General features: G+C 67.6%; 19 protein-coding genes. 6 read left to right on the top strand and 13 right to left on the bottom strand.

The genetic code is table 11. The features are described 5' to 3' along the window. Nucleotides 1-111 precede the first annotated feature (111 nt). The 3 genes from P9849_RS07360 to P9849_RS07350 all read left to right on the top strand — a co-directional run bounded on the left by P9849_RS07360 (nt 112) and on the right by P9849_RS07350 (nt 3,241). The gene (locus P9849_RS07360) at nt 112-906 is read left to right on the top strand and encodes a peptidylprolyl isomerase (RefSeq protein WP_278268977.1); all 795 of its coding nucleotides are present in this window, start codon (nt 112-114) and stop codon (nt 904-906) included. Nucleotides 907-1,006: 100 nt separating this feature from the next. Further along, nucleotides 1,007-2,419 carry a DUF349 domain-containing protein gene (locus P9849_RS07355; protein ID WP_278268976.1) on the top strand — a complete coding sequence of 471 codons (1,413 nt, stop codon included), beginning with the start codon at nt 1,007-1,009 and terminating at the stop codon, nt 2,417-2,419. A gap of 237 nt (nt 2,420-2,656) precedes the next feature. Next, complete coding sequence (locus P9849_RS07350) at nt 2,657-3,241, top strand: hypothetical protein (protein WP_278268975.1); 585 nt, start codon at nt 2,657-2,659, stop codon at nt 3,239-3,241. Nucleotides 3,242-3,405: 164 nt separating this feature from the next. On the opposite strand, the gene P9849_RS07345 is transcribed toward P9849_RS07350, so the two are convergent. The 9 genes from P9849_RS07345 to pdxT form a co-directional block, all read right to left on the bottom strand. Further along, complete coding sequence (locus tag P9849_RS07345; protein WP_278269127.1) at nt 3,406-5,691, bottom strand: bifunctional (p)ppGpp synthetase/guanosine-3',5'-bis(diphosphate) 3'-pyrophosphohydrolase; 2,286 nt, start codon at nt 5,689-5,691, stop codon at nt 3,406-3,408. 245 nt (nt 5,692-5,936) lie between these two features. Continuing rightward, nucleotides 5,937-6,941, bottom strand: a complete 1,005-nt coding sequence (gene secF / locus P9849_RS07340; RefSeq protein ID WP_278268974.1) for a protein translocase subunit SecF — start codon at nt 6,939-6,941, stop codon at nt 5,937-5,939. A 2-nt stretch (nt 6,942-6,943) separates the two neighbouring features. Then, complete coding sequence (gene secD / locus P9849_RS07335; RefSeq protein ID WP_278268973.1) at nt 6,944-8,701, bottom strand: protein translocase subunit SecD; 1,758 nt, start codon at nt 8,699-8,701, stop codon at nt 6,944-6,946. A gap of 51 nt (nt 8,702-8,752) precedes the next feature. Continuing rightward, entirely contained in the window at nt 8,753-9,151 is a 399-nt protein-coding gene (yajC, locus tag P9849_RS07330) for a preprotein translocase subunit YajC (protein WP_278269126.1), read from the bottom strand. A 157-nt stretch (nt 9,152-9,308) separates the two neighbouring features. Beyond that, nucleotides 9,309-10,418 carry a Holliday junction branch migration DNA helicase RuvB gene (gene ruvB / locus P9849_RS07325; RefSeq protein ID WP_278268972.1) on the bottom strand — a complete coding sequence of 370 codons (1,110 nt, stop codon included), beginning with the start codon at nt 10,416-10,418 and terminating at the stop codon, nt 9,309-9,311. After that, complete coding sequence (gene ruvA / locus P9849_RS07320; RefSeq protein WP_278268971.1) at nt 10,411-11,052, bottom strand: Holliday junction branch migration protein RuvA; 642 nt, start codon at nt 11,050-11,052, stop codon at nt 10,411-10,413. The genes ruvB and ruvA overlap by 8 nt, the downstream gene beginning before the upstream one ends. A gap of 68 nt (nt 11,053-11,120) precedes the next feature. Beyond that, nucleotides 11,121-11,699 carry a crossover junction endodeoxyribonuclease RuvC gene (gene ruvC / locus P9849_RS07315; RefSeq protein WP_278268970.1) on the bottom strand — a complete coding sequence of 193 codons (579 nt, stop codon included), beginning with the start codon at nt 11,697-11,699 and terminating at the stop codon, nt 11,121-11,123. A gap of 28 nt (nt 11,700-11,727) precedes the next feature. Next, nucleotides 11,728-12,483 carry a YebC/PmpR family DNA-binding transcriptional regulator gene (locus P9849_RS07310; protein ID WP_278268969.1) on the bottom strand — a complete coding sequence of 252 codons (756 nt, stop codon included), beginning with the start codon at nt 12,481-12,483 and terminating at the stop codon, nt 11,728-11,730. 2 nt (nt 12,484-12,485) lie between these two features. Beyond that, nucleotides 12,486-13,172, bottom strand: a complete 687-nt coding sequence (gene pdxT, locus P9849_RS07305; protein WP_278268968.1) for a pyridoxal 5'-phosphate synthase glutaminase subunit PdxT — start codon at nt 13,170-13,172, stop codon at nt 12,486-12,488. Between the two features lie 133 nt (nt 13,173-13,305). Here pdxT and asnB point away from each other — a divergent pair, with 133 nt between their 5' ends. Further along, a complete protein-coding gene (gene asnB / locus P9849_RS07300) occupies nt 13,306-15,984 on the top strand; it encodes an asparagine synthase (glutamine-hydrolyzing) (RefSeq protein ID WP_278268967.1) in 2,679 nt (892 codons plus the stop codon). A 124-nt stretch (nt 15,985-16,108) separates the two neighbouring features. Here the strand turns inward: asnB and P9849_RS07295 are convergent, their stop codons facing one another. Beyond that, on the bottom strand, nt 16,109-17,230 hold the full coding sequence (locus P9849_RS07295) for an FAD-dependent monooxygenase (RefSeq protein WP_278268966.1): 1,122 nt from the start codon (nt 17,228-17,230) through the stop codon (nt 16,109-16,111). Between the two features lie 95 nt (nt 17,231-17,325). Here P9849_RS07295 and P9849_RS07290 point away from each other — a divergent pair, with 95 nt between their 5' ends. After that, a complete protein-coding gene (locus P9849_RS07290) occupies nt 17,326-19,338 on the top strand; it encodes a M3 family metallopeptidase (RefSeq protein ID WP_278268965.1) in 2,013 nt (670 codons plus the stop codon). 102 nt (nt 19,339-19,440) lie between these two features. Here P9849_RS07290 and P9849_RS07285 read toward each other — a convergent pair whose 3' ends face one another. Next, nucleotides 19,441-19,869: a DUF2306 domain-containing protein gene (locus P9849_RS07285; protein ID WP_278268964.1), complete on the bottom strand. Its 429-nt coding sequence runs from the start codon at nt 19,867-19,869 to the stop codon at nt 19,441-19,443. A gap of 115 nt (nt 19,870-19,984) precedes the next feature. Here P9849_RS07285 and P9849_RS07280 point away from each other — a divergent pair, with 115 nt between their 5' ends. Beyond that, a complete protein-coding gene (locus P9849_RS07280) occupies nt 19,985-20,275 on the top strand; it encodes a hypothetical protein (RefSeq protein ID WP_278268963.1) in 291 nt (96 codons plus the stop codon). Between the two features lie 80 nt (nt 20,276-20,355). Here P9849_RS07280 and P9849_RS07275 read toward each other — a convergent pair whose 3' ends face one another. Both P9849_RS07275 and pdxS read right to left on the bottom strand, forming a co-directional pair. Further along, nucleotides 20,356-20,925, bottom strand: a complete 570-nt coding sequence (locus P9849_RS07275) for a suppressor of fused domain protein (RefSeq protein WP_278268962.1) — start codon at nt 20,923-20,925, stop codon at nt 20,356-20,358. Between the two features lie 789 nt (nt 20,926-21,714). Then, on the bottom strand, nt 21,715-22,659 hold the full coding sequence (pdxS, locus tag P9849_RS07270; protein WP_278268961.1) for a pyridoxal 5'-phosphate synthase lyase subunit PdxS: 945 nt from the start codon (nt 22,657-22,659) through the stop codon (nt 21,715-21,717). Nucleotides 22,660-22,661 lie beyond the last annotated feature (2 nt).

The raw sequence follows: 22,661 nt of genomic DNA, 5'->3' as shown, positions 1-22,661 counted from the left end.
TGCCTAAACTAGGTGCGTCAGCCAGTTTAAGCCGTGGCTGGCGTGCGCGGCGAACGCGCGACTTTCAGTCAGACGGACGACGGCGCCACCGGGCGCCGCAGGAGGTTACGGGTGGCAGCCAGCAAGCAGGAGCTGCGGGAGCAGCGCCGTCGTGTGCGCCAGATGGAGGCCAGGCGTTCCCTGCGCGACGCCCAGCAGCAGCGTCGCCGCCGTGACAACGCCCTCGCCATCGGCGCGGGCGCCGTGGCGGTCGCGCTCGGCGTCGTGCTCCAGCTGACGACCTTCGCCAGCAACCCCACTCCCGAGGAGTACGCCGCGGTGCAGGCAGGGCTTCAGACCCCGTCCGCGAGCCCCTCCCCTTCCGAAAGCAATGTGGGCAACATCCCCAGCGCCGATGTGGCCCGCGGCAAGACCCTCACGGGAACCCTCACGATCAACGGCAAGCCGCTCGGCGTCACGCTGGACGGGACGAAGGCGCCGCAGGCAGTGTCCGTCTTCAAAACACTGGCCGACCAGGACTTCTTCACGAAGAACGGCTGCCACCGGCTGACCACCGCCTCGATCTATGTGCTCCAGTGCGGCTCCAAGAACGGCAAGGGCGCGGTGGATCCCGGGTTCCAATGGGGGCCGGTCGAGAACGTCCCGGCCGACGGCAAGTACCCGGCGGGCACCATCGCCGTGGCCCGGGCGGCGAGCACCTACAGCAACAGCACGCAGTTCTTCATCACGTACAAGGACAGCATCCTTCCCGTGGACCAGGGCGGTTACACCGTGATGGGCCGTGTCACCTCGGGACTCGACGCCATCACCTCCATCGCCTCGGCCGGAGTGAAGGCCGGCGGGACATCCGCCACGGATGGCCCCCCTGCCACGGCAGTGACGATAGACTCGTTTACTCTGAAGTGATTTTCACTCTGATGTGATTCCAGCTTCGGACGAAGCACCATCCTCGATCCCTGCTCCGGCCGGGACCGCGCATGTTCCAACGAAGGAAAGAGTTCTAGCGGTGACAGAAAGTCTGCAACCCGACGAAACCGGCACCACGGAAGCAACGACGGAGACGTCCGCTGCCAAGCCCGCAGCTCCGAGCCCCGCGGCCTTCGCCGCGCGGCCCAAGGCGCCTGCGGCCGCCCCCGCACCGGTCCACGCCCCGGACGCCACGGTGGATCTCACCGCCGCCCGTGCCTTCGGCCGGGTGGAAGGCGACGGCCACGTCTTCGTGACCGTCGACGGCGAGGAACACGTCGCGGGTCAGTACCCCGGCGTGTCGGCCGACGAAGCGCTGGCCTACTTCGCCCGCAAGTTCGAGGACATCACGGCGCAGATCGACCTGCTGGAGAGCCGCGTGGAGGCCAAGGCCGCCGCGGGTGAACTCCCCACCAGCCTCAAGCACCTGCGTGAACAGCTCGAGGCACGCAATGTGCTGGGCGACATCCGCGGCGCCCTGGACCGCGTGTCCGCGCTCGACGAGAAGGTGGCTGCGCTGATCGCGGAACAGCGCGCTCATCAGGAGGCCGCCAAGGCCGCCGAGCTGAGTGCCCGCGAGGCGATCGTCGCCGAGGCCGAGACCATCTCCGCCCAGGATCCTGCGGCCACGCAGTGGAAGACGTCCAGCACCCGGATGAACGAACTCTTCGACGCCTGGAAGGCCGCGCAGAAGTCCGGCGTTCGTCTGTCCAAGAGCGTCGAGGAGGGGCTCTGGAAGCGGTTCCGGACCGCCCGCACCGTCTTCGACCGTCACCGGCGTGCCTACTTCTCGCAGCTGGACAGCACCAACGCTCAGGCGAAGGCGGTCAAGGAGCAGCTGATCGCTGAGGCCGAGCAGCTGCAGACCTCCACCGACTGGGGTCACGCTGCCGCGGAGTACCGCCGTCTCATGGACCAGTGGAAGGCCGCGCCGCGCGCCAGCCGCAAGGACGATGACGCCCTGTGGGCCCGTTTCCGTGCCGCTCAGGATGTGTTCTTCGCGGCACGTCAGGCCGCCAACGACGAGCTGGACGCCAGCTACTCGGCGAACCTGGCCGTCAAGGAGCAGCTCCTGCTGGAAGCCCAGGAACTCGTCCCCGTGTCGGATCTGGCCGCCGCCAAGAAGGGTCTTCAGTCGATCCGGGACCGTTGGGAGGAGGCCGGTCGCGTGCCGCGTGCGGACATGGGCCGGATCGAGGCCGCCCTGCGGCGCGTGGAGGATGCCGTCCGCGAGGCCGAGGAGGAGAACTGGCGCCGGAGCGATCCGGAGGCCAAGGCCCGCAGCACCAGCATGATCGAGCAGCTCGAGGCCACCATCGCGGGTCTGCGTGACGATCTGAGCGCCGCCGAGGCCAAGGGCGACGCCCGAGCCATCAAGAGCGCCCGCGAGGCCCTCGAGGCCCGGGAGCAGTGGCTCGAGGTCGTCCGCAACTCGGCCAAGGATCTCGGCTGATCGGCTTACCCCCGCTGAACAGTCAGCACTGAACGGTGCGTGCTGAACAGAAGGCACTGAACAGAAGGCACTGAACAGAAGGCCGCGGCCGCTGGAACCCAGGTTCCGGCGGCCGCGGCCTTTGTGGTCCGCGCCGGCGGCGCGCAGGCTTGATGTCCACCGCCGAGGCCGTCCCGGTTGTCCACAGGCGAAGGGGCGGTGGTGTCGCGTCGCCGGTCCTCGCGGCAGGATGCTGTCATGGACTTCCCCACCTCGGCGCCGGCCGGCCGCCAGACGCTCCTGCGCACCGGCCGGCCCTTCAGCAGGCAGGAGATGAACGCCCTGGTCCTCGACGGCCTGGTTCAGCCACTCTCGCAGGACTGCTTCGTTCCGGGAACGGCCGTGGTCGACGCGAGGCTGCGGGCGAGGGCCCTGGCGGAGAGCATCCCGCTCGAAGCCCGGCAGCGCGTGGTGGCAGGCCGGCTGAGCGCGGCCTGGATCCACGGTCACGCGCGCGAACCCGCACGGCCGGTGCTCTACATCGCCGCGGGACGCCGGGCCGGAGCCCTGCGCCACGGACTGCGGGCCGAGCTCTACGACGTGCGTCTGGGTGACCACGACGTGGTGAGCCTGGGAGGGCTCCTGGTGACGACTCCCCTGCGCACCGCGCTGGACATCGCCTCGTCCCTCCGTCCGGAGCTGGCCGTGCCGGTCCTCCGGAGCATGCTCCACGACGGCGACCGCGCTCTCAGCTGGCGCGTGCTGAGGCTGGCGGTGGAACACGCCGCTCCCCTGCGCGTGCGGGATGCGGCGCTGGCGAAGGTGGACGCGTGCGTCCGCTGACGCCACAGCCATCCCGCCACGCGGCTCAACCCAAGCCAGCGCAGTGCCTCGGCCCAACGCAGTGCCCCGGCCCAGCGGAGTCCCCCAGTTCAGCGCATTCGGTCAGCCCTGCCCAGCCCACGGCTGACCGGGCACCGGCGACGCTCAGCACCGCCGGCTTCCACTCAGCGGCGCTGGCCGCCGCCGGTCCGGTACACGTCGAACACGCCGTCGATCCGCCGCACCGCGTTCAGGATGTGGTCCAGGTACTTCGGGTCCCCCATCTCGAAGGCGAAGCGGGAGATCGCCAGCCGGTCCTTCGAGGTGTGCACGCTGGCCTCGAGGATGTTCACGTGGTTCTCGGAGAGCACCTTGGTGACGTCCATCAGGAGGCTCTTGCGGTCCAGCGCCTCGACCTGGATCTGGACCAGGTAGATGCTGCTGCGCGTCGGCGCCCACTCGACGTCCACGAACCGCTCGGGCTCGTGGGCGAGGGCCAGGGCGTTCGGACAGTCACTGCGGTGCACGGAGATCCCGGACCCGCGGGTCACGTAACCGGTGATCGAATCCGGCGGCACCGGGGAACAGCACCGGGCCAGCTTGACCCACACGTCATCGACGCCGCGGACGATCACGCCCGCGTCGGAGACCCTGCCGCTCGGGCTGTGCGTGCGAGCAGGGGTGAACTCCTCCTCGACTTCCGCCTGGGCCGGCTCCGTGAGCCGCTCCATGGCCTTCTCCACCACGGACTGGGTGGAGATGTGCCCGTCACCGATCCCGGCGTAGAGGCCGGCGACGTCGACGTACTTGAAAGCATCGGCCAAGTGGGTCAGGTTCTCGGGAGTGAGCACCTTCGTGAGCGGGAGGCTCTGCTTGCGCATGGCGCGCGTGAGCATCTCCTTGCCCTTTTCGATGGACTCTTCTCGGCGTTCCTTGGTGAACCACTGCCGGATCTTGTTCCTGGCACGGGCGCTCTTGACGAAGTGCTGCCAGTCCTGGCTGGGGCCCGCCCCTTCGGCCTTCGAGGTGAAGACCTCCACGCGGTCGCCGTGGCTGAGTTCGGAGTTCAGAGGAACCAGCTTGCCGTTGACCCGGGCGCCGATGGTCCGGTGGCCGACCTCGGTGTGCACCGCATAGGCGAAGTCCACGGGGGTGGCGCCCGCCGGCAGGGTCATGATCTCGCCCTTGGGGGTGAAGACGAACACCTCATTGGTGCTGATCTCGTGGCGCAGGCTGTCCAGGAAGTCGCCCGGGTCCACCGTCTCGCGCTGCATGTCCACGAGGGAACGGAGCCAGCCCATCTCACCCTCGCGAGGGGTGCCCGCCGCACGGGCCTGGTGCTTGTACTTCCAGTGCGCCGCGACACCGTACTCGGCGTTGCGGTGCATCTCATGGGTGCGGATCTGGATCTCGACCGTCCTGCCGCCCGGACCGATCACCGAGGTGTGCAGGGACATGTACATGTTGAACTTCGGGATGGCGATGTAGTCCTTGAACCGACCGGGGATCGGCTTCCAGAGGGAATGGACCACGCCGAGGGCGGCATAACAGTCCTTGACGCTGTCCACCAGGACCCGCACCCCGAGCAGGTCGTTGATGTCGTCGAATTCCTTCTCCCGCACCACCATCTTCTGGTAGATGGAGTAGTAGTGCTTCGGACGGCCGGTGATCGTCGCCTTGATGCGCGCTTCCCGGAGTTCCTCCGCCACCATCTCGCGGATACTGCCGAGCAGTTCCTCACGCTCGGGCGTCCGGGCGCTGACCATCCGGACGAATTCCTCGTACACCCGCGGGTAGAGAGCGGCGAAGGACAGGTCCTCCAGCTCCCACTTCACGGTGTTCATGCCGAGGCGGTGGGCCAGCGGAGCGAAGATGTCCAGGGTTTCGCGGGCCTTCTTGGCCGACGACTCGGCGGAGACGAAACGCCAGGTCCGGGCGTTGTGCAGACGGTCGGCGAGTTTGATCATGAGGACGCGGATGTCCTTGGCCATGGCCACGACCATCTTGCGGACGGTCTCGGCCTGGGCCGCATCGCCATAGGTGACCTTGTCCAGCTTGGTCACACCGTCCACCAGCATGGCCACCTCGGGACCGAAGTCCTTGGAGAGCTGGTCCAGGGTGTAGTCGGTGTCCTCCACCGTGTCGTGGAGCAGGGCGGCGGCGAGCGTGGTGCCGCTCATGCCGAGCTCGGCCAGGATGGTTGCGACCGCCACGGGGTGCGTGATGTACGGGTCCCCGCTCTTGCGCTTCTGGCCGCGGTGATGCAGTTCCGCGGTGTCGTAGGCGCGCTGAAGGTACTCAAGGTCCTCGCGCGGATTGTTGCTGCGCACCGTCCGCAGGAGGGGTTCGAGGATCGGCGAATAGCTGAGACCACCCCGTCCCGTGAGCCGCGCCAGACGCGAGAGTGTGCGTTCCCGCCGCCCCGGGAAGGTGGCCTTGGCCGCCGAATTGTCCACAGGGACGCCCACCACGGTGTGCCCGGGCGTCTCCAGCGCAGTGCGCTCCGCCGTCGTCGCGGGCGCTGCCGAGCGCTCGGCACCCACGGGTGCCTCATCCTCCGGAGTCGAACCCGGCGCTGAACCGTCCACCACAGTTGTTCCTCCCCACGGACTTAATTCACCAATTCTAATCCGTTCCCGCGGCTTAAAAGGACGAAAGGCCGTCCTCACCCGCAGGTGAAGACGGCCTTTCGGTGTCAGGACCGATCGAGGGCGGTTCAGGCGCTCTCGACGACGGCCTCACTGCGGCCGCGCCGCTCGTGAACCTTCGCGGCCTGGGCCTTCAGCGCCGGCTCGCCGTGACGCAGCCACGCATAGAGCGGAGCCGAGACGTAGAGCGTGGCGAGGGTGCCCAGGATGATGCCCACGAACAGCGCGAGCGACAGGTCACGCAGCGTGCCCGCACCCAGCAGACCTGCGCCGATGAACAGGATGGCCGCCACCGGCAGCACGGCGACCACACTGGTGTTGATCGACCGGACCAGAGTCTGGTTGACCGCCAGGTTCACCTCCTCGTCGAAGGTGCGCCGCGTCGAGGTCAGCAGATCGGCGGTGTTCTCGCGGATCTTGTCGAAGACCACCACGGTGTCATACAGCGAGTAGCTCAGCACGGTCAGGAAGCCGATGATCGCACTCGGCGTCACTTCGAAGTCGCTGACGGCATAGACACCAGCCGTGATGATGAGCGTGACGGCCATGCCGGCCAGCGCCGCCAGGGACATCTTCCAGGTCCGGAAGTACAGCGCCATGAGCACCGCGGCCAGGAGGACGAAGATCACCAGACCGAGGAGGGCCTGCTGGCTGACATCCGCGCCCCAGGTGGGGCCGATGAAGGTCGAGGTGACCTTGTCGTCACCCACGCCGTAGGCCTTGGCCAGGCTGTCGCGGAGCTGAGTGGTCTGCTCGTCCGTCAGCTTGTCCGTCTGGACGCGCATGGTGTCGCCGGCGATGTTCGCCACGCGGGGCGCGGAGCCCTGGACAACCTTCCGCACCGCGTCCTCGCCGAGGCGCTGATCAGTGCTGTGGACGTTGGAGATGGTGAACTCGGAGCCACCGCGGAACTCGATGCCGAGGTTGAAGCCGCCCTTGAGCACCGGGACCATGATGGAGAGCAGGACCGCCACACCGGCGATCAGCATCCACAGCTTCTTGCGCCCGACGAAATCGTAAGAACGCTTGCCGGTGTAGAGCTCGTTGCCGAAACGTGCGAAGACTGTTGACATGGCTACTTGCCTTCCTTTCCGGCGTCGTCCGCCTCAGTGCCCTGCTCGCGCTCGGCACGGCGGCGTTCGGCGATGGTCAGACGGCGTTCGGCCTCGGCCTGCGCGCGGCTGTTCTTGGCGGCCACGGGGGCGCCGGCGGTGACCAGGTCCTCCGGGGTGCGGATCCGGCCGGCGCCGCGGTACAGCGGCACAGCGCCCAGGTTGCGCGGGTCGAGGCCGGAGAACCGGTGCCCTTCGCCGAAGAACTTGGTCTTGGCCAGCAGCTGCAGCGTCGGGTGGGTGAACAGGAACACGACCAGAAGGTCGGCGAGGGCCGTCAGGCCGAGCGTGAAGGCGAAGCCCCGCACGTTGCCCACCGCCACGAAGTACAGCACGACGGCGGCCAGCAGGTTCACCGCCTTGGAGGCCAGGATGGTGCGCTTGGCGCGGCGCCAGCCGTTCTCCACCGCGGCCACCAGACCGCGGCCGTCCCGCAATTCGTCACGGATGCGCTCGAAGTACACGATGAACGAGTCGGCCGTCTGGCCGATGGCCACGATCAGACCCGCCACACCGGCCAGCGAGAGGCGATAGTTCTGCGCCCAGCCCAGCAGGGTGATCGCCAGGTAGGTGATGACACCCGCGACCACCAGGGACGCGACGGTCACGAAACCGAGGGCCCGGTACTGGAAGAGCGAGTAGATGACCACCAGCAGCAGACCGATCAGGCCTGCGATCAGACCCATCTTGAGCTGCTCGCCACCGAGGGTCGCGGAGATCTGCTCCTGGGACTGGATCTCGAAGCTGATCGGCAGAGCGCCGTAGCGCAGCTGGTCCGACAGCGCCTTGGCGCTGGCTTCGGTGAAGTTGCCCGTGATCTGCGGACGGCCGTCGGTGATGACCGCCAGTGACCGCGGAGCCGACAGCACCTTGTCATCCAGCACGATGGCGAACTGCGCGCGGGGATCGCTGCCGTTCTCCCCGCCACCGGCGACGTAGAACTGGTTCAGACGCTGCGTGACGTCTTTGAAGATCTTGGTGCCCTGGTCGTTGAACTGGATGTTCACGGCCCATTCGTTCGTCACGGCGCCCTGGCGGCCCTGCTGCAGACCGTAGGAGGACGTCACGATGTCCTGACCCTTGACCTCGACCGGCCCCAGGACGTACTTGATGGCAGGCTGACCGTTCTCGGCCGGCTGGCACGTGACCAGCGGCTTGGTCGGATCGGAACGCTTGACGCCACCCTTGTCCAGGGTGGAGCAGTCCATCGCTTCGAACTCCTTCAGCACGGGCGCCGTGATCCAGGCGCTGTCGCTGGCATCCTTCGGCGTCGTGGGCTTCGGGAGCTTGCTGGCCGGGGTGCGCTGCGTCTCGGGGACCGGAGTGCCGGCGCCCGCGGTGATCACCGGGCGGAAGTTCATGTCCGCCGAGGCCTGGATCAGATCCCGCTCCTCCTTGGTGGGGGTGCCGGGCATCGAGACGACCACGTTGCGGCCACCCTGCGTGCTGATCTCCGATTCGGAGACACCGGAACCGTCCACACGCTGACGGATGATCTCGACAGCCTGGTTGAGCTGCTCCGAGCTGACCGAGGCGCTGCCCTCGACGCGCGGCGCCAGGATCATCTGGGTGCCGCCTTCGAGGTCGAGGGCGAGTTTGGGCGTCCAGCTGGATGCGCCGGACAACGCTCCCCCGGCCACGACAGCAGTCATGGCAAGGGTCAAAGCGACAAGCCAGAGCAGCGTTCTGCGCGCCACCCTTATGGGGCCGGTCTTAGCCATCTATGAGGTCCTTTGGGGCTACGTGGCAAGGCCACGGAAGGTGTTCAGGGGCTACTTGCTGTCGCCGTTCAGGCGCTTGAGGGTCTCTTCCGGCGTCTCGGCGGCGGTGCCGGGCGCGACGTCGTCCTTGACCGTCTCCGGGGCCTCGGCAGCCGGGGCGGTCTGCGCCTCGGTCACGGTCTCCTCGACGGGGGCGACGGCCTCGGTGGTCGTCGGCTCGACGACCTTGGCGATGGCCTGGCGGTGCACGGTGGCGAGGTGGCCGGGGGAAAGCTCCAGCACCACCTTGTTGTCCGCTTCATCGATGGAGCGGATGGTGCCGAACAGGCCGAAGCTGGTCATGACGTCGACGCCCGGTGCGAACTTGGACTGCATCTGCTGCTGCTGTTGCTGGGTCTTCTTGTTCCGGCGCATCATGAAGAACATCAGAACGGCCAGCGCAGCCAGCATCAAGAGCAAGGTGGGATCCACGGATCATTTCCAATCGTTGCGTTTCAGGCAGGGGGTCGCCGCACCCGGAAAGGGGCGGGCGTCAACACAGTCTACGGGCAAAAACCGGGAGAACAGTGTCAAGCCGCCGAGCGCAACCGCACCATGGCCATGCGCGTCAATCGCTGAAGGCGGACCCGTCGTCGTCCAGGAGGAGAGGCTGGAACGCCTCCTCCACGAGGCCCGCCGCGGCGAACTGTTCCCGTCCGAACACGCCGTCCGGCACCACGAAACCGAGGTGCGTCCAGGCGGCGGCCATCGCGATCCGCCCGCGGGGCGTGCGGCCGACCAGGCCTTCACGGACCAGGAACGGCTCGGCGACCGTCTCGACCGTCTCGGGCTCCTCCCCCACGGCGATCGCCAGCGTGGAGAGACCGACCGGGCCTCCGCCGAACTTGGTCACCAGGGCCTCGAGGACGGAGCGGTCCAGCCGGTCCAGGCCACGCGAGTCCACTTCATACATGTCCAGCGCAGCGCCCGCGGTCCGGGCGTCGATCTGGTCGATCCCGTGGACCAGGGCCCAGTCCCGCACCCGGCGAAGGAGGCGGTTGGCGATACGGGGCGTGCCGCGCGAACGGCCCGCGATCTCACTGAATCCGGCCGACGAGACCTTCAGATCGAGGAGCCCGGCCGAGCGCCGCAGGACGAGCTCCAGCTCCTCCACCGCGTAGAACTCGAGGTGGCCGGTGAATCCGAAACGGTCGCGGAGCGGTCCGGGCAGCAGACCGGCCCGCGTCGTGGCGCCGACCAGAGTGAATGGCGGAAGCTCCAGCGGGATCGCCGTGGCGCCCGCCCCCTTGCCGACCACGATGTCGACCCGGAAGTCCTCCATGGCCATGTACAGCATCTCCTCGGCAGGCCGGGACATGCGGTGGATCTCATCGAGGAAGAGCACCTCCCCCTCACTGAGCGACGAGAGGATGGCGGCCAGATCGCCGGCGTGCTGAATCGCCGGACCGCTGCTGATGCGCAGCGGCGCATTCATCTCGGCTGCGATGATCATCGCGAGCGTCGTCTTGCCCAGGCCGGGAGGGCCGGACAGGAGCACGTGATCGGCGCTCTTGCCGCGCAGGCGGGAAGCCTCGAGAACGAGCTTGAGCTGCTGCCGGACCCTGGCCTGACCGACGAAGTCATCGAGGTTCTTCGGCCGCAGGGCGGCTTCGATGACCCTCTCCTCGGGCTCTTCGCCGCCCCGGACCAGGGAGTCCTCGGCCGAACCGTCAGCCACGTCCGCTCCTCACCCGCGCGCCGTCCTGGCCGAGCCAGCGGAGCGTCGCCCGCAGGATCTCGGGAACGCTTCCCGCCTCGGCCAGCTCCGGAGAGTCCTTGAGCGCCTTGTCGATGTTGGAGGAGGCGTCCTTCTCACTCCAGCCGAGGCTGCTGAGCGCCGCGACGACCTGCGGCTTCCAGGCCTCCTCGCCGGACACCGGCAGCAGAGGCGTCCCCGGGGAGCCGGTCCCGTGCGGCACCAGCTTGCCCTTGAGTTCCAGCACGATCCGTCCGGCCACCTTGGGTCCGATGCCGGGCACGGTCGTGAACGCCTTGCTGTCCTCTCCGTGGGCCGCCACCCGGATCGCCTCGGGATCCAGCACGGCGAGCACCGCCAGCGCCAGCCGCGGCCCCACGCCGCTCACGGTGAGCAGGGTCTCGAAGACCTCGCGCTCGTCGTCGTCGGCGAAACCGAAGAGGGTGAGCGAATCCTCCCGCACGATCAGCGCGGTGCTGACCCGCGCCTCCTCTCCGAGACGCAGGGCGGAGAGGGTCTGCGGCGTGGCCTGCACGGCCATGCCCACGCCTCCGACTTCCAGGACCGCACTGGAAAGCCCCAGGTGCGTCACGGTTCCACGGAGCGAGCTGATCACGGCGACCCCTCAGTAAGTTTGTGCTATTCGAACATTTCTACGAATAGGCTAGCAAGTCGATCCGCGTGTCAGCGACCGCGCCGCGCCCGGGCCTCCGCTTCGGCCCAGGCCCTCTGTGCCGGGGTGAGCGACGCGTGGCCGGGCGCCGAGGTGGCGACGGCGGCGCCGCTGCCGGCACGCCAGGCGTGCGTGATGGCCAGGGCCAGGGCGTCCGCGGCATCGGCGGGTCGGGGGGCCACCTCCAGGCGGAGGATCTTGGTCACCATGCGGGTGACCGCTTCCTTGTCGGCCCGGCCGCTGCCGGTCACGGCGGCCTTGACCTCCGACGGCGTGTGCAGCGCCACCGGGATGCCGCGCCGGGCGGCCGCGGCGATGACCACACCGGACACCTGAGCCACGCCCATCACGGTGCTGACGTTCTGCTGCGAGAACACGCGTTCCACCGCGACCACGTGCGGCTCATGGCGGTCCAGCCACTCATCGATCGCGTTGGCGATCACGAGCAGCCGCTGATCCAGCGGCTGCTCGGCGGCGGTGCCGACGACGCCGACGGCCACCATGCTGGCACGGCGGTCACCGGCGACGTCCACGACTCCCAGGCCGCAGCGTGTGAGCCCCGGGTCGACCCCGAGCACGCGCAGGCTCACGGCAGGAGCCCTGTCACCGGGACGATGACTACTCGGCCTCGAGCTGCGCCTGGACCTCTTCGCTCAGGTCGGCGTTGGTGTACACGTTCTGGACGTCGTCCAGCTCTTCCAGCGCGTCCACGAGCTTGAGGAACTTCTTGGCGCCGTCCAGGTCCAGGTCGACCTGCATGGACGGGATGAACTCGGCCTCGTCGGTCTCGTACTCGATACCGGCCTCGTTCAGCGCGTCACGGATGGCCTGGAGATCGCCGGGCTCCGAGTGGATCTCCCAGTTCTCGCCCTGATCCTTGACCTCGTCGGCGCCGGCGTCCAGCACGACCATGAGCAGGTCGTCCTCGCTCAAGCCGCTCTTCGGCAGGCTGACCACGCCACGGCGGGCGAACAAGTAGGCCACGGAACCCGGATCGGCCACGGTGCCGCCGTTGCGGGTGATGGCGAGGCGGACCTCGGAGGCGGCACGGTTCTTGTTGTCCGTGAGGCACTCGATCAGCAGCGCGGAGCCCTGAGGGCCGCGGGCTTCGTACATGATCTCGGTGTAGTCGACGACCTCGCCGGTCAGGCCGGCGCCGCGCTTGATGGCGCGGTCGATGTTGTCATTGGGGACCGAGTTCTTTTTGGCCTTGGACACGGCCAGGTCGAGTGCCGGGTTGCCGGAGAGATCCGGTCCGCCCATGCGGGACGCGACCTCGATGTTCTTGATGAACTTGGCGAACGCCTTGGCACGCCTGCCGTCGATCACGGCCTTCTTGTGCTTAGTGGTAGCCCATTTGGAGTGACCCGACATGCCTACGCTTCTCCTTTGATCATCCGGATGAACAGTTCGTGAACGCGCAGCTCCCCCGTCACTTCGGGATGGAAGGACGTGGCGAGCAGATTGCCCGAGCGAACCGCAACAATTCTAGCCCGTGAATCGAGTGTCGCCGCGGACGGCATCTCGTCGGGGTGCAACTGGGCGAGGACCTCGACGCCTTCGCCGATCGACTCGACCCAGGGTCCGCGGATGAAGACCGCGTGAACGGGGGCCACGCCGTCGCCGTCGCGCCCCGCCGAGAAGTCGAGCCCTCCGAAGTCCAGATCGACCTCGAAGGACTCACGCTGCCGCCCGAAAGCGTTGCGCCGCACCGTCATGTCGATGCCGCCGAACGTCTGCTGGGGATTCCCCTCGAGGTCCAGGGTCGGATCCTCGATCCGGTCGGCCAGGAGGATCATCCCGGCGCAGGACCCGTACATCGGGAGCCCGTCCGCGATCCGTTCGCGGAGGGGTCCGGAGAGCTCGAAAGCGCGGGCCAGCTTGTCGATCGCCGTCGACTCGCCGCCGGGGATCACGAGGCCGTCGACGGCGGCCAGCTCGGCCGGGCGGCGCACGGGAACGGCCCGGCCGCCCACCTCGTGGACGGCCCTCAGGTGTTCTCGGAAGTCGCCCTGCAGGGCGAGGACGCCCACCAGCGGGGCGTCGGAGGGAGGAATTCGCACCTTGACAGTGTAATCAGCCGGCACGTCACGGCCGCTCCGTGTGACGCCCGCGACGCTCCCGCGCTCCCCTGACGGGGGCCGCCCACCCAGTAGCATTGGTCACGACCTGTTATCTATCGAAGAGGTGCGCAGTATGTGCGGAATCGCCGGTTACCACGGCTTTGGGGAGAACGAGGAGATGCTCAAGGCCATGAGCGCCTGCATCGTTCACCGTGGCCCCGATGGTGAGGGGTACTTCACCGAGGCGAATGTGGGACTCGCGCACCGCCGTTTGTCCATCATCGACGTCGCGCACGGCCAGGAGCCGATGATCAGCGCCGACGGCGACTTCGTCCTCGTCTACAACGGCGAGGTCTACAACTACCTCGAGCTGCGCGCCGAGCTGGAGGCCCTGGGCCGCACGTTCCGCACCCAGTCGGACACCGAGGTCGTCCTGCAGTCCTACGAAGAGTGGGGCACCGAGGCATTCGACCGGTTCAACGGCATGTTCGGTCTCGCCATCCTGGACAAGAAGCGCAACGTCACCGTGCTCGCCCGCGACCACTTCGGCATCAAGCCGGTGTACTGGGCGAACGCCGGCACCGAGGACGAGCCGCGCGTGATCTTCGCGTCCGAGATCCGCCCGATCCTCGCCACCGGCCACATCGAGGCCGCGCCCAACGAACGCATCCTCTACCGCTACCTGCAGTACCGGATCCACGACGACACCGCCGAGACCTTCTTCGCCGGCGTCAACAAGCTGCTTCCCGGCGAGATGATGACCATCGACAACGCCACGGGCCGTTTCACGATCGAGAGCTTCACGCGGCTGCGCCAGGAGCTCGAGGAACTCTCGAGCGTGAACCGTCCGTACACGCCTGAGGTGACCGAGGAATACCGCCAGCGGTTCACCGAGGCCATCCGGATGCGCCTCAAGTCCGAGGTCCCCGTGGGCTCCGCCCTCTCCGGAGGCCTCGACTCCTCCGCCGTCGTCGTGACCATCAACAAGCTGATGCAGGAGCACGCGGACGCGGTTGACTCGATCGGCCCCAAGCAGAACACCTTCAGCGCGGTCTTCCCCAACTCGATCAATGACGAGGAGGCCTACGCGGACGCCGCCATCGCCAAGTGCAGCGGCAACATCGAGGCCCACAAGATCCTCCCGACGGCCGAGGGCTTCGCGGCGGACCTCGAGGACTTCGTGCGCACCATGGAGGAGCCCATCATCTCCTCCGGGCCGTACGCCCAGTACTGCGTGATGAAGGAAGCCAGCAAGCACGTCACGGTGCTGCTCGACGGCCAGGGCGCCGACGAGATGATGGCCGGCTACATCCCGTACTACTTCGCCTACCTCCGCCAGCTGCAGAAGGCCGGTGACTACCGCAAGCTCCTCAAGGAGGCCGGCCAGTCGCTGGACATCTTCTACCGTCTGGGCCGCTTCCGCCTGAAGTCCAAGCTCACCGCCAAGAAGCGCGTGACCATGGGCCAGCTCCTCAACAAGGAGTTCACCTCCGGATACCGTGGCGAGAAGTTCGGCAACGTGCCGGACAACATGAAGGCTCGTCTCATCGACGACCTCTTCCACAAGTCGCTGCCCTCGCTGCTGCGCTACGAGGACAAGAACACCATGCGCTTCTCCCTGGAGGGCCGCGTGCCCTTCCTGGACAAGGAGGTGGTGAAGTTCCTCTTCAGCCTGTCCGATGAGGCCATCATCAAGGGCGGCTGGAACAAGCGCATCCTGCGGGACGCCACCCGCGGGCTGCTTCCCGAGAAGATCAGCAACCGCCGCAACAAGATCGGCTTCACCACCCCTGAGGTGGAGTGGTTCCGCATCATGAACGAGCGGATCTACAAGATCTTCATGTCGAACTCCTTCTACAACCGCCCGTACTGGAACCGCGAAGCGGTCCTGACGGCGTTCGAGGAATACCTCAACGACAAGAACGACGCGGACACCATGGTGTTCTGGCGCCTCATGAACGTGGAGCTGTGGTTCCGCGAGTTCATCGACAAGGACGAGACCCCCGCGGACGTGAAGCTCAACAAGAGCGACTACGAGCCCAACCCGGGCAAGGAGCTCGGCATAGAGTCGGCCGGCACCACGTTCCTCCGCTTCCCGCTCCAGACCGAGGTCTTCGCCAAGGACACCGAGCTGGCCCCTGCCGTGACCCAGTACCCGGCCCGGTTCTTCGCCGGCCTGGAAGGCGCCCCGGCGGAGGTCCGTGACGCCATCGAGAGCGCCCGCCGCGACGGCCGGAAGTGGTACCTGCTGGTGAGCGAGAAGATCGTCGCCATCACGCAGGGCCGCTCCTTCCCGGTCTGGGAGATCAAGGTGACCCCGGCCGCCCGCGTGCTGAGCAAGTTCGTCACGCGGACGCCCGCCGGCATCGGCCTGGGCAGCCCCTGGTCCATGCAGATCGCCATCAACGAGGTCGGCCTGCCGCTCATCGCCAAGGCCGCCGCGGCGTCCGTGGTGGGCAAGTTCCAGGGCAAGAGCGGCGTCTTCTACGACGTGGTCGGCAACAACATCAACGCGATCGACGGCGCGACCCCGTACAGCCTGGGCGCGGCGAGCAACTCCGTGAAGCTCGCGCCGAAGGATCCCGAGGGCGTGGCGCGTGCGCTGAGCGCCGAGATCCGCGCGACCCTGCCCGACGAGGCGGTGGAGAACTTCGGCGGCGTGGCCATCATGGACGCCAACGACCTGGGCGTCGTGGTCATGGGCCACGACACCGCGCTTCCGACCGAGACCATCGCGGGGATGTTCAGGGACAACCCGCAGGGTCAGGGCGCCCAGGCCACCCCGATGTCCCTCGTGGTGACGCAGGCCTGAGCCAGGTCCCCGTCGCGCGAGGAGGCCCCCACCGGATGTTCCGGTGGGGGCCTCCTCGCGTCCGGGTCCGGTTCGCAGCAGAGCTTATTTCCTTCAGGGCGTCTTCCTTCAGAGCGCCTTCCCTTCAGCGCGTCCGACGACGGCGGTGGGCCACCTTCCCCATGAACCGCGAGGCGAGGAGGACGCGCCCCGCCGAGCGGACCCGCTGCGCGCTGTAGCGCTCGAGGAGCGCCGTGACGTCCTGTCCTTCCCCATCCTGCCCGTCTCCCCCGGCGCCGGAGAGCAACGCGGTCAGCGCCGCCGCGTCCTCGAAGCCTGCCCCGGCGCCCTGTCCGAGGTCCGGTGTCATGGCGTGAGCGGCGTCGCCCGCCAGAGCCACCCGGCCCCGATGGAAGGCCTTGAGGGGCCGAGCGAGGTCGTGGATGTCATGGCGCAGGACGGCGGTGTCGGGCGTGGCGTCGATCAGCGCCCCGACCGTCCCGTACCAGTCGGCGAACTCACGGCGCACGGCGTCCTTCTCGGACGCGAACCCCCGGGAAGTCGCGGTCTCCCCCGCGGGACGGCTCGCCACGGCGAACCAGTAGACCCTGCCGTCCGCGAGGGGCACGGTGCCGAACCGGTGCTCACCGGCCCAGTCCTCCCCCGCCGTGCCGCCCGTGTCGACCGGGGCGGCCGTCACACCTCGCCACGCGGTGTACCCGGCGTAGCGCAGGCCGGGGTCGAGCCCCAGCACGGACCGGGTGCGGCTGCGCAGGCCGTCCGCAGCGATCACCAGATCCCAGTCGGTGACGCTGGGAGCGCCCGGTGCTCCCGGAGCGCCTGCAACACCGTCGACGGTGAGGCGCGCGCGGCGGAGGCGGTCGCCGTCGTCGGCCACTGAGGCGGTCACGCCCCAGTGGAAGGTGACGTCGGCGCAGGATTCCAGCAGGAACTCGCGGAGGTCATGGCGATGGAACATGCGGACGCCGTGGTCGCGCGGGGCGGGCGCGGAGAACCTGATGCGCCCGTCGCGACGGCGCATCGCGGTGCGGATCCCCGGAGGCGGGCCGTGCGGAAGACGATCGAAACCGTCGCCCAGCCCCAAGCGGCGCATGGCCTTCCGGCTGTTCGGGAAGAGCGAGATCCCTGCCCCGCTCGGAGACTCCTCGCCGGCCCGTTCGAAGACCTCCACCCTGGCTCCGTGGTTTGCCAGTCCGGCGGCCGTGGCGAGACCGACCAGCCCGGCGCCGATGATCGCGATCCGCATCCAGCCCCTCCTTCTCCCTGCTCACCGGGTCTCCCCATGACTCTCCCGGCGCGCCCGCCTTGTGACACACGCCACGGCTGTGAAAGGGTCGTTTCATGACCAATCCTCTTCTGCAGCCGAGCACGCTCCCGTACGGTCTGACGCCGTTCGCCGAGCTCACCACCGAAGACTACCGCGAGGCGATCCTCCAGGGCCTCCGCGAACACCGCGCCGAGGTCGAGGCCATCACCGGCAGCGCCGACGCCCCTGACTTCCAGAACACCGTCCTGGCGCTGGAATCCTCCGGCGCACTGCTCGAGCGCGCCGTCCGGGCTTTCCACACCGTCTCCGGCGCGGACAGCTCGCCGGAGCTCGATGCGCTCGAGTCCGAGGTGACGCCCCTGCTCGCCGAGCACGAGGACGGCATCTACCTCGACCGCTCGCTGTTCGAGCGCTTCGAAGCCGTCGACGCCGACGGACTGGAGGGCGAGGACGCGCAGTTGCTCTCGGAGTACCTCCGCCGGTTCCGCCTCGCGGGCATCGGCCTCCAGGAGAGCCAGCAGGCGCGGCTCCGCGAGATCAACGCCCGCCTGTCCGCGCTCGGCACCGAGTTCTCCCAGAAGGCCAAAGAGAGCGTGAACGCGGGCGCCCTTGTGGTGGACACCGAAGAGGCGCTGCGCGGGTTCGACGCCGACGCCATCCGCTCCGCCGCCCAGTCCGCCGACGAAGCCGGGCACACCGGCAAGTTCCTCGTGCCCCTGATCCAGCCGAGCAGCCAGCCTGCCCTCTCCGTCCTGGAGGATCCCGGCACGCGCGCGCAGCTGCTCGCCAACTCCCTCGCCCGTGGCGTTCAGCCCGGCGAGCTGGATGTCCGCGAGAACATCCTGGAGCAGGCACGCCTCCGCGCCGAGAAGGCCGAGTTGCTGGGCTTCGCCAACTACGCGGAGCTGTCCGTGCAGGATCAGACCGCCCCGGGTCTGGAGCCGGTCCTCCAGATGCTGCACCGCATGGCGCCCGCGGCCCGCGCGAATGCCGAGCGTGAAGCGGAGGCCCTGGCGGCGTCTGCCGGTCATGCCATCGACGCCGCCGACTGGCAGTTCCACTCGGATCGCGTCCGCAATGAGCGGTTCCAGGTGGATGAGCAGGAGCTGCGCCCCTACTTCGAGCTCGACAGCGTGATCGAGAACGGCATCTTCCACGCGGCCGGCAAGCTTTTCGGCCTGACGTTCACCGAGCGCCCCGACCTCAAGGTCTACCACCCGGACGTCCGCGCCTGGGAGGTCTTCGAGGAGGACGGCACTCCCCTGGGCCTGTTCCTCGGCGACTTCTTCACGCGTCCCTCCAAGCGCGGGGGCGCCTGGATGAACTCCCTCGTGGAGCAGTCCAGCTTCGCCGGGACCTCGCCCGTGGTCTTCAACACTCTCAACATCGCCCGACCCGCCGAAGGCGAGCCCGCGCTGCTGACCCTCGACGAGCTGCGGACGGTCTTCCACGAATTCGGCCATGCCTTGCACGGCCTGCTGTCGAAGGTGAAGTACCCGGGGCTGTCCGGCGCCAATGTGCCCCGCGACTTCGTGGAATACCCGTCGCAGGTCAACGAGATGTGGATCTTCCACCCGGAGGTGCTGTCTCACTACGCGCGGCACCACGTGACCGGTGAGGCCCTGGATCCCGTCGTGGTGGAGCGTCTCGACGCCGCGCAGCTCTGGGGCCAGGGCTTCGGGACCACCGAGTATCTGGGCGCCGCCCTGCTCGACCTGGCCTGGCATTCCTTCGGCCAGGGCGACGTCCCCGAGGACGTCGAGGGCTTCGAGCGCGCGGCCCTCGGCCAGGCCGGGCTGGACTGGGATCTGGTGCCGCCGCGGTACCGTTCGGGCTACTTCCAGCACATCTTCGCCGGTGGCTGGTATGCCGCGGGCTACTACTCCTACATCTGGAGCGAGGTCCTCGACGCGGACACCGTCGAGTGGTTCCGCGAGAACGGCGGCCTCACCCGTGAGAACGGCGAGCACTTCCGGAACGAACTGCTCAGCAGGGGCAACAGCCGCGATCCGCTGGACAGCTTCCGGGCCTTCCGCGGCCGCGACGCCGAGGTCGCCCCGCTGCTGAAGCGCCGCGGACTCGCCTGAAGTGACCGGTCGCCGGGTGCGCGTCAGCGTGGGACTCGCGGACGAGCACCCGGCAACCAGGTCTGGCTCATCGGCGGTTGAACCGCACGACGCCGAAAACAGTCACCACCGCTGATGCAGCGAGGACCGTGATGAAGAAGACGAGAAGCCACGGCTCGTGTTTGCAAGCTGAGGGACCCGGCGCGTAGGCACCGCGAGCACTCCGACCAGCGCTCCGATCAACCCCAGAAAAGACCCGGCCATGAACGCCCGATGTGATGACATCCGCCCACGACGTGCCTGGATCACGCCCAGCGCCACCGTGCAGGCGGTGAAGAGGGAGAGGCCGTGGAGGACTCCAAAGGTCCCCGTCATCGTCAGGATGCCGAACGACGACGCGATCGCGAGGGCCATCGCAATCACCCAGATCCAGCCGAGAATCCGGTGGGGTCGGTCCCCCTTCCGGCGACCCAGCTGAATGATCCCGAACACCACGCCATAGCCGGCGCAGACGACATGCAGGATGATGAGCGGCGTCCAGGCGAGGGTCATTCATCCACCTTATCGACGAACCGTCAGACCACCCGCCAGATGAAGCCCTGATGCGCCGTGAAGCGGTTCACGTCGTCACAACAGCGGCCGTGGAGTTACATTCCATCGAGAGTGGGTGGCGGATCCGGTCGATTGCTCCGTAAGTGTCGATTTTCCGGTCGATCACGACATCTGTGGAGCAGCCGATGAAACGACGGCGGCCGGTCACCTTCCTGCGAAGGCGACCGGCCGCCGTCGTGCAACAGCGCTGCCCGTCAGCGTTGCGGCCTACCAGCCGCGCTCGGCGAACTGGATGGAGCGCGCCGGCTCGTCGACGTTGATGCCGTGGTCCAAAATGCTCGCTCGCACGGGCTCGTCTTCGGTCCCAAAATCAAGGCGAGCCTTAGCGTTCAACTTCCCGCTGTGACTACTCACTCCCGAAGCCCACCGCGTGAACCCAGGAGCTGGAGGCCCAACTCCCGCCTCACCAATCTCTGTGCATGCCAGTTACGACGTGCCTCTGACGGCAGAACGTCGCTTGACGTCATAGGGGTCCCAGCCAAGCTTCCAGAAGGCCTCGAGCCCATGGCTGAGAATGTAGCGGCGTTCTGCATCGTGAATCGGGTACAGTCCGCAGATGTTAACCGGGCGAGATTCGCCCACGTCGATTCCCGTGTAGTCGGCCCTGTCGAGGACCGCGGGTGCAAAGATTACAAACGAGGTCATGTCTGAGCCCCGGTCGATGCTCTCCCGGAAGTTGATCGTGTCCCCGTAATGGAACGGGTTGTCACCGCGCTGTACCTCTGCGATATGCCCGAGGGCCAACGCCCAGCTGAGGTCCTCCGAGGTCACACTGATGCACAGCTCGGGCTTGCCGAACCGCCAAGTGGGATGGTCTGCAAGGCTGACACCGTACGTGACCGCGGTGATCATGCCAGGGCTAGGCACGTCGTCGTAGACGATGACGGTTACCCCCGGCAGACCCGGACGGGTCGATTCGACGGGGAAGAAACGCGGTTCGACCCCGCCACTCAGCCGGTCAAGGTGGGCGAGAAATCTCTCGACTCGTGTGGCCACGCCGTCAGCCTAACTCATTGCCGCGATTTGGCACCTCCTCGGAGGGACCGTTTGCTGCAGGATGTTTAGCTGGCTCTGCCAGTAGTGAGAGTGTGCCAGGCATTTCGGAGTGAGGAGGTCTGCTGGAAAAACAGGTGGCATCTGAGGTGTCTGGTCCTGCGGAGCCGAGCCCGAACGATACCCCTGTCCGTTCGGCAGACCACCTCGCTGAACGCTTCATCGCCCGGGCACAGCATCGAGTTGTCCTCATACATACGATGCTCGCCGGCATCCATCTGCCATATCTCATCCACCGAGCCCTCGGTGACTCATTAGAGGGGGCCGCCATGCTGATGCTTGAAGATGAAGCGACCATCGCGGACAGCCAATCTGGGCGGGGTCGACGGTGCAAATCCCCGTCAAGCGCGAGTCGGCAAGCAGGCAGACCTTCTCGATCGACTCCTCATTTGAAGGAGGGCCCGCCGCGCTCCCCTACCCGCGCTCATCCCTGAACACCGGAAAGGGTGCCTCCACCAACTGGCGAAGGCACCCTTCCTGAATAATGACTCACCTTGCGCGCAGGACCTTGCGCGTCAGGGTCAGCCGCATCCGCATCCGCATCCGCAATGAGGGTTCTTCCGGCCCACCCGTGCCCAGCCCGGCCTTCCACTACCGTCATACCGAATTCTGGAGCTGCTGAAGGCAGGCAGAAAGGCCCAGCTGGGAATGCACCTTAGACCACGGCAAGACTTCAGGTCCGTGCCACCAAACCAGCGGCGGCACGGACCCGAAAGCCCTCATTTATGTGGCTTACCAGCCGCGCTCAGCGAACTGGATGGAGCGCGCCGGCTCGTCGACGTTGATGCCGACCATGGCCTCGCCGAGACCACGGGAGACCTTCGCGATGACCTCGGCGTCGTCATAGAAGGTGGTGGCCTTGACCACGGCGGCGGCACGCTGGGCCGGGTTGCCGGACTTGAAGATGCCGGAGCCCACGAACACGCCGTCGGCGCCGAGCTGCATCATCATGGCGGCGTCCGCCGGGGTGGCGATGCCGCCGGCGGTGAAGAGGACCACGGGCAGCTTGCCGGTGGCCGCGACCTCCTTGACCAGTTCGTACGGGGCCTGCAGTTCCTTGGCGGCCACGTACAGCTCGTCCTCGGGCAGGGCCGAGAGCTTGGCGATCTCGGAGCGGATCTTGCGCATGTGACCCGTGGCGTTGGAGACGTCGCCGGTGCCGGCCTCGCCCTTGGAACGGATCATGGCCGCGCCCTCGTTGATGCGGCGCAGGGCCTCACCGAGGTTGGTGGCGCCACAGACGAAGGGGACGTCGAAGTCCCACTTGTCGATGTGGTTGACGTAGTCGGCCGGGGTGAGGACCTCGGACTCGTCGATGTAGTCGACGCCGAGGGACTGCAGGACCTGGGCCTCCACGAAGTGGCCGATGCGGGCCTTCGCCATGACCGGGATGGACACGGCCTCGATGATCTGGTCGATCATGTCAGGGTCGGACATGCGGGAGACGCCGCCCTGAGCGCGGATGTCCGCGGGGACGCGCTCGAGCGCCATGACGGCCACGGCGCCGGCATCCTCGGCGATCCGGGCCTGCTCGACGTTGACGACGTCCATGATGACGCCGCCCTTCAGCATGTCGGCCATGCCCCGCTTGACGCGGCTGCTGCCGGTGACGACTCGCTGCTGCGCATCGGCGGCATTGCCGTTGGTGTTCTCGCCGTTCAGTTCAGCTGTAGACACAA

This window comes from Arthrobacter sp. Y-9, assembly GCF_029690065.1.
Lineage (GTDB): Bacteria > Actinomycetota > Actinomycetes > Actinomycetales > Micrococcaceae > Arthrobacter_E.
This window is presented reverse-complemented; position numbering and strand designations above follow the sequence as displayed.

Bases quoted from the DNA above. Each gene is read 5' to 3' on its own strand.
- P9849_RS07350 (WP_278268975.1), top strand. From the start codon at position 2,657: ATGGACTTCCCCACCTCGGCGCCGGCCGGCCGCCAGACGCTCCTGCGC.
- secF (WP_278268974.1), bottom strand. From the start codon at position 6,941: ATGTCAACAGTCTTCGCACGTTTCGGCAACGAGCTCTACACCGGCAAG.
- secD (WP_278268973.1), bottom strand. From the start codon at position 8,701: ATGGCTAAGACCGGCCCCATAAGGGTGGCGCGCAGAACGCTGCTCTGG.
- yajC (WP_278269126.1), bottom strand. From the start codon at position 9,151: ATGCTGGCTGCGCTGGCCGTTCTGATGTTCTTCATGATGCGCCGGAAC.
- P9849_RS07310 (WP_278268969.1), bottom strand. From the start codon at position 12,483: ATGTCGGGTCACTCCAAATGGGCTACCACTAAGCACAAGAAGGCCGTG.
- asnB (WP_278268967.1), top strand. From the start codon at position 13,306: ATGTGCGGAATCGCCGGTTACCACGGCTTTGGGGAGAACGAGGAGATG.
- P9849_RS07295 (WP_278268966.1), bottom strand. From the start codon at position 17,230: ATGCGGATCGCGATCATCGGCGCCGGGCTGGTCGGTCTCGCCACGGCC.
- P9849_RS07290 (WP_278268965.1), top strand. From the start codon at position 17,326: ATGACCAATCCTCTTCTGCAGCCGAGCACGCTCCCGTACGGTCTGACG.
- P9849_RS07285 (WP_278268964.1), bottom strand. From the start codon at position 19,869: ATGACCCTCGCCTGGACGCCGCTCATCATCCTGCATGTCGTCTGCGCC.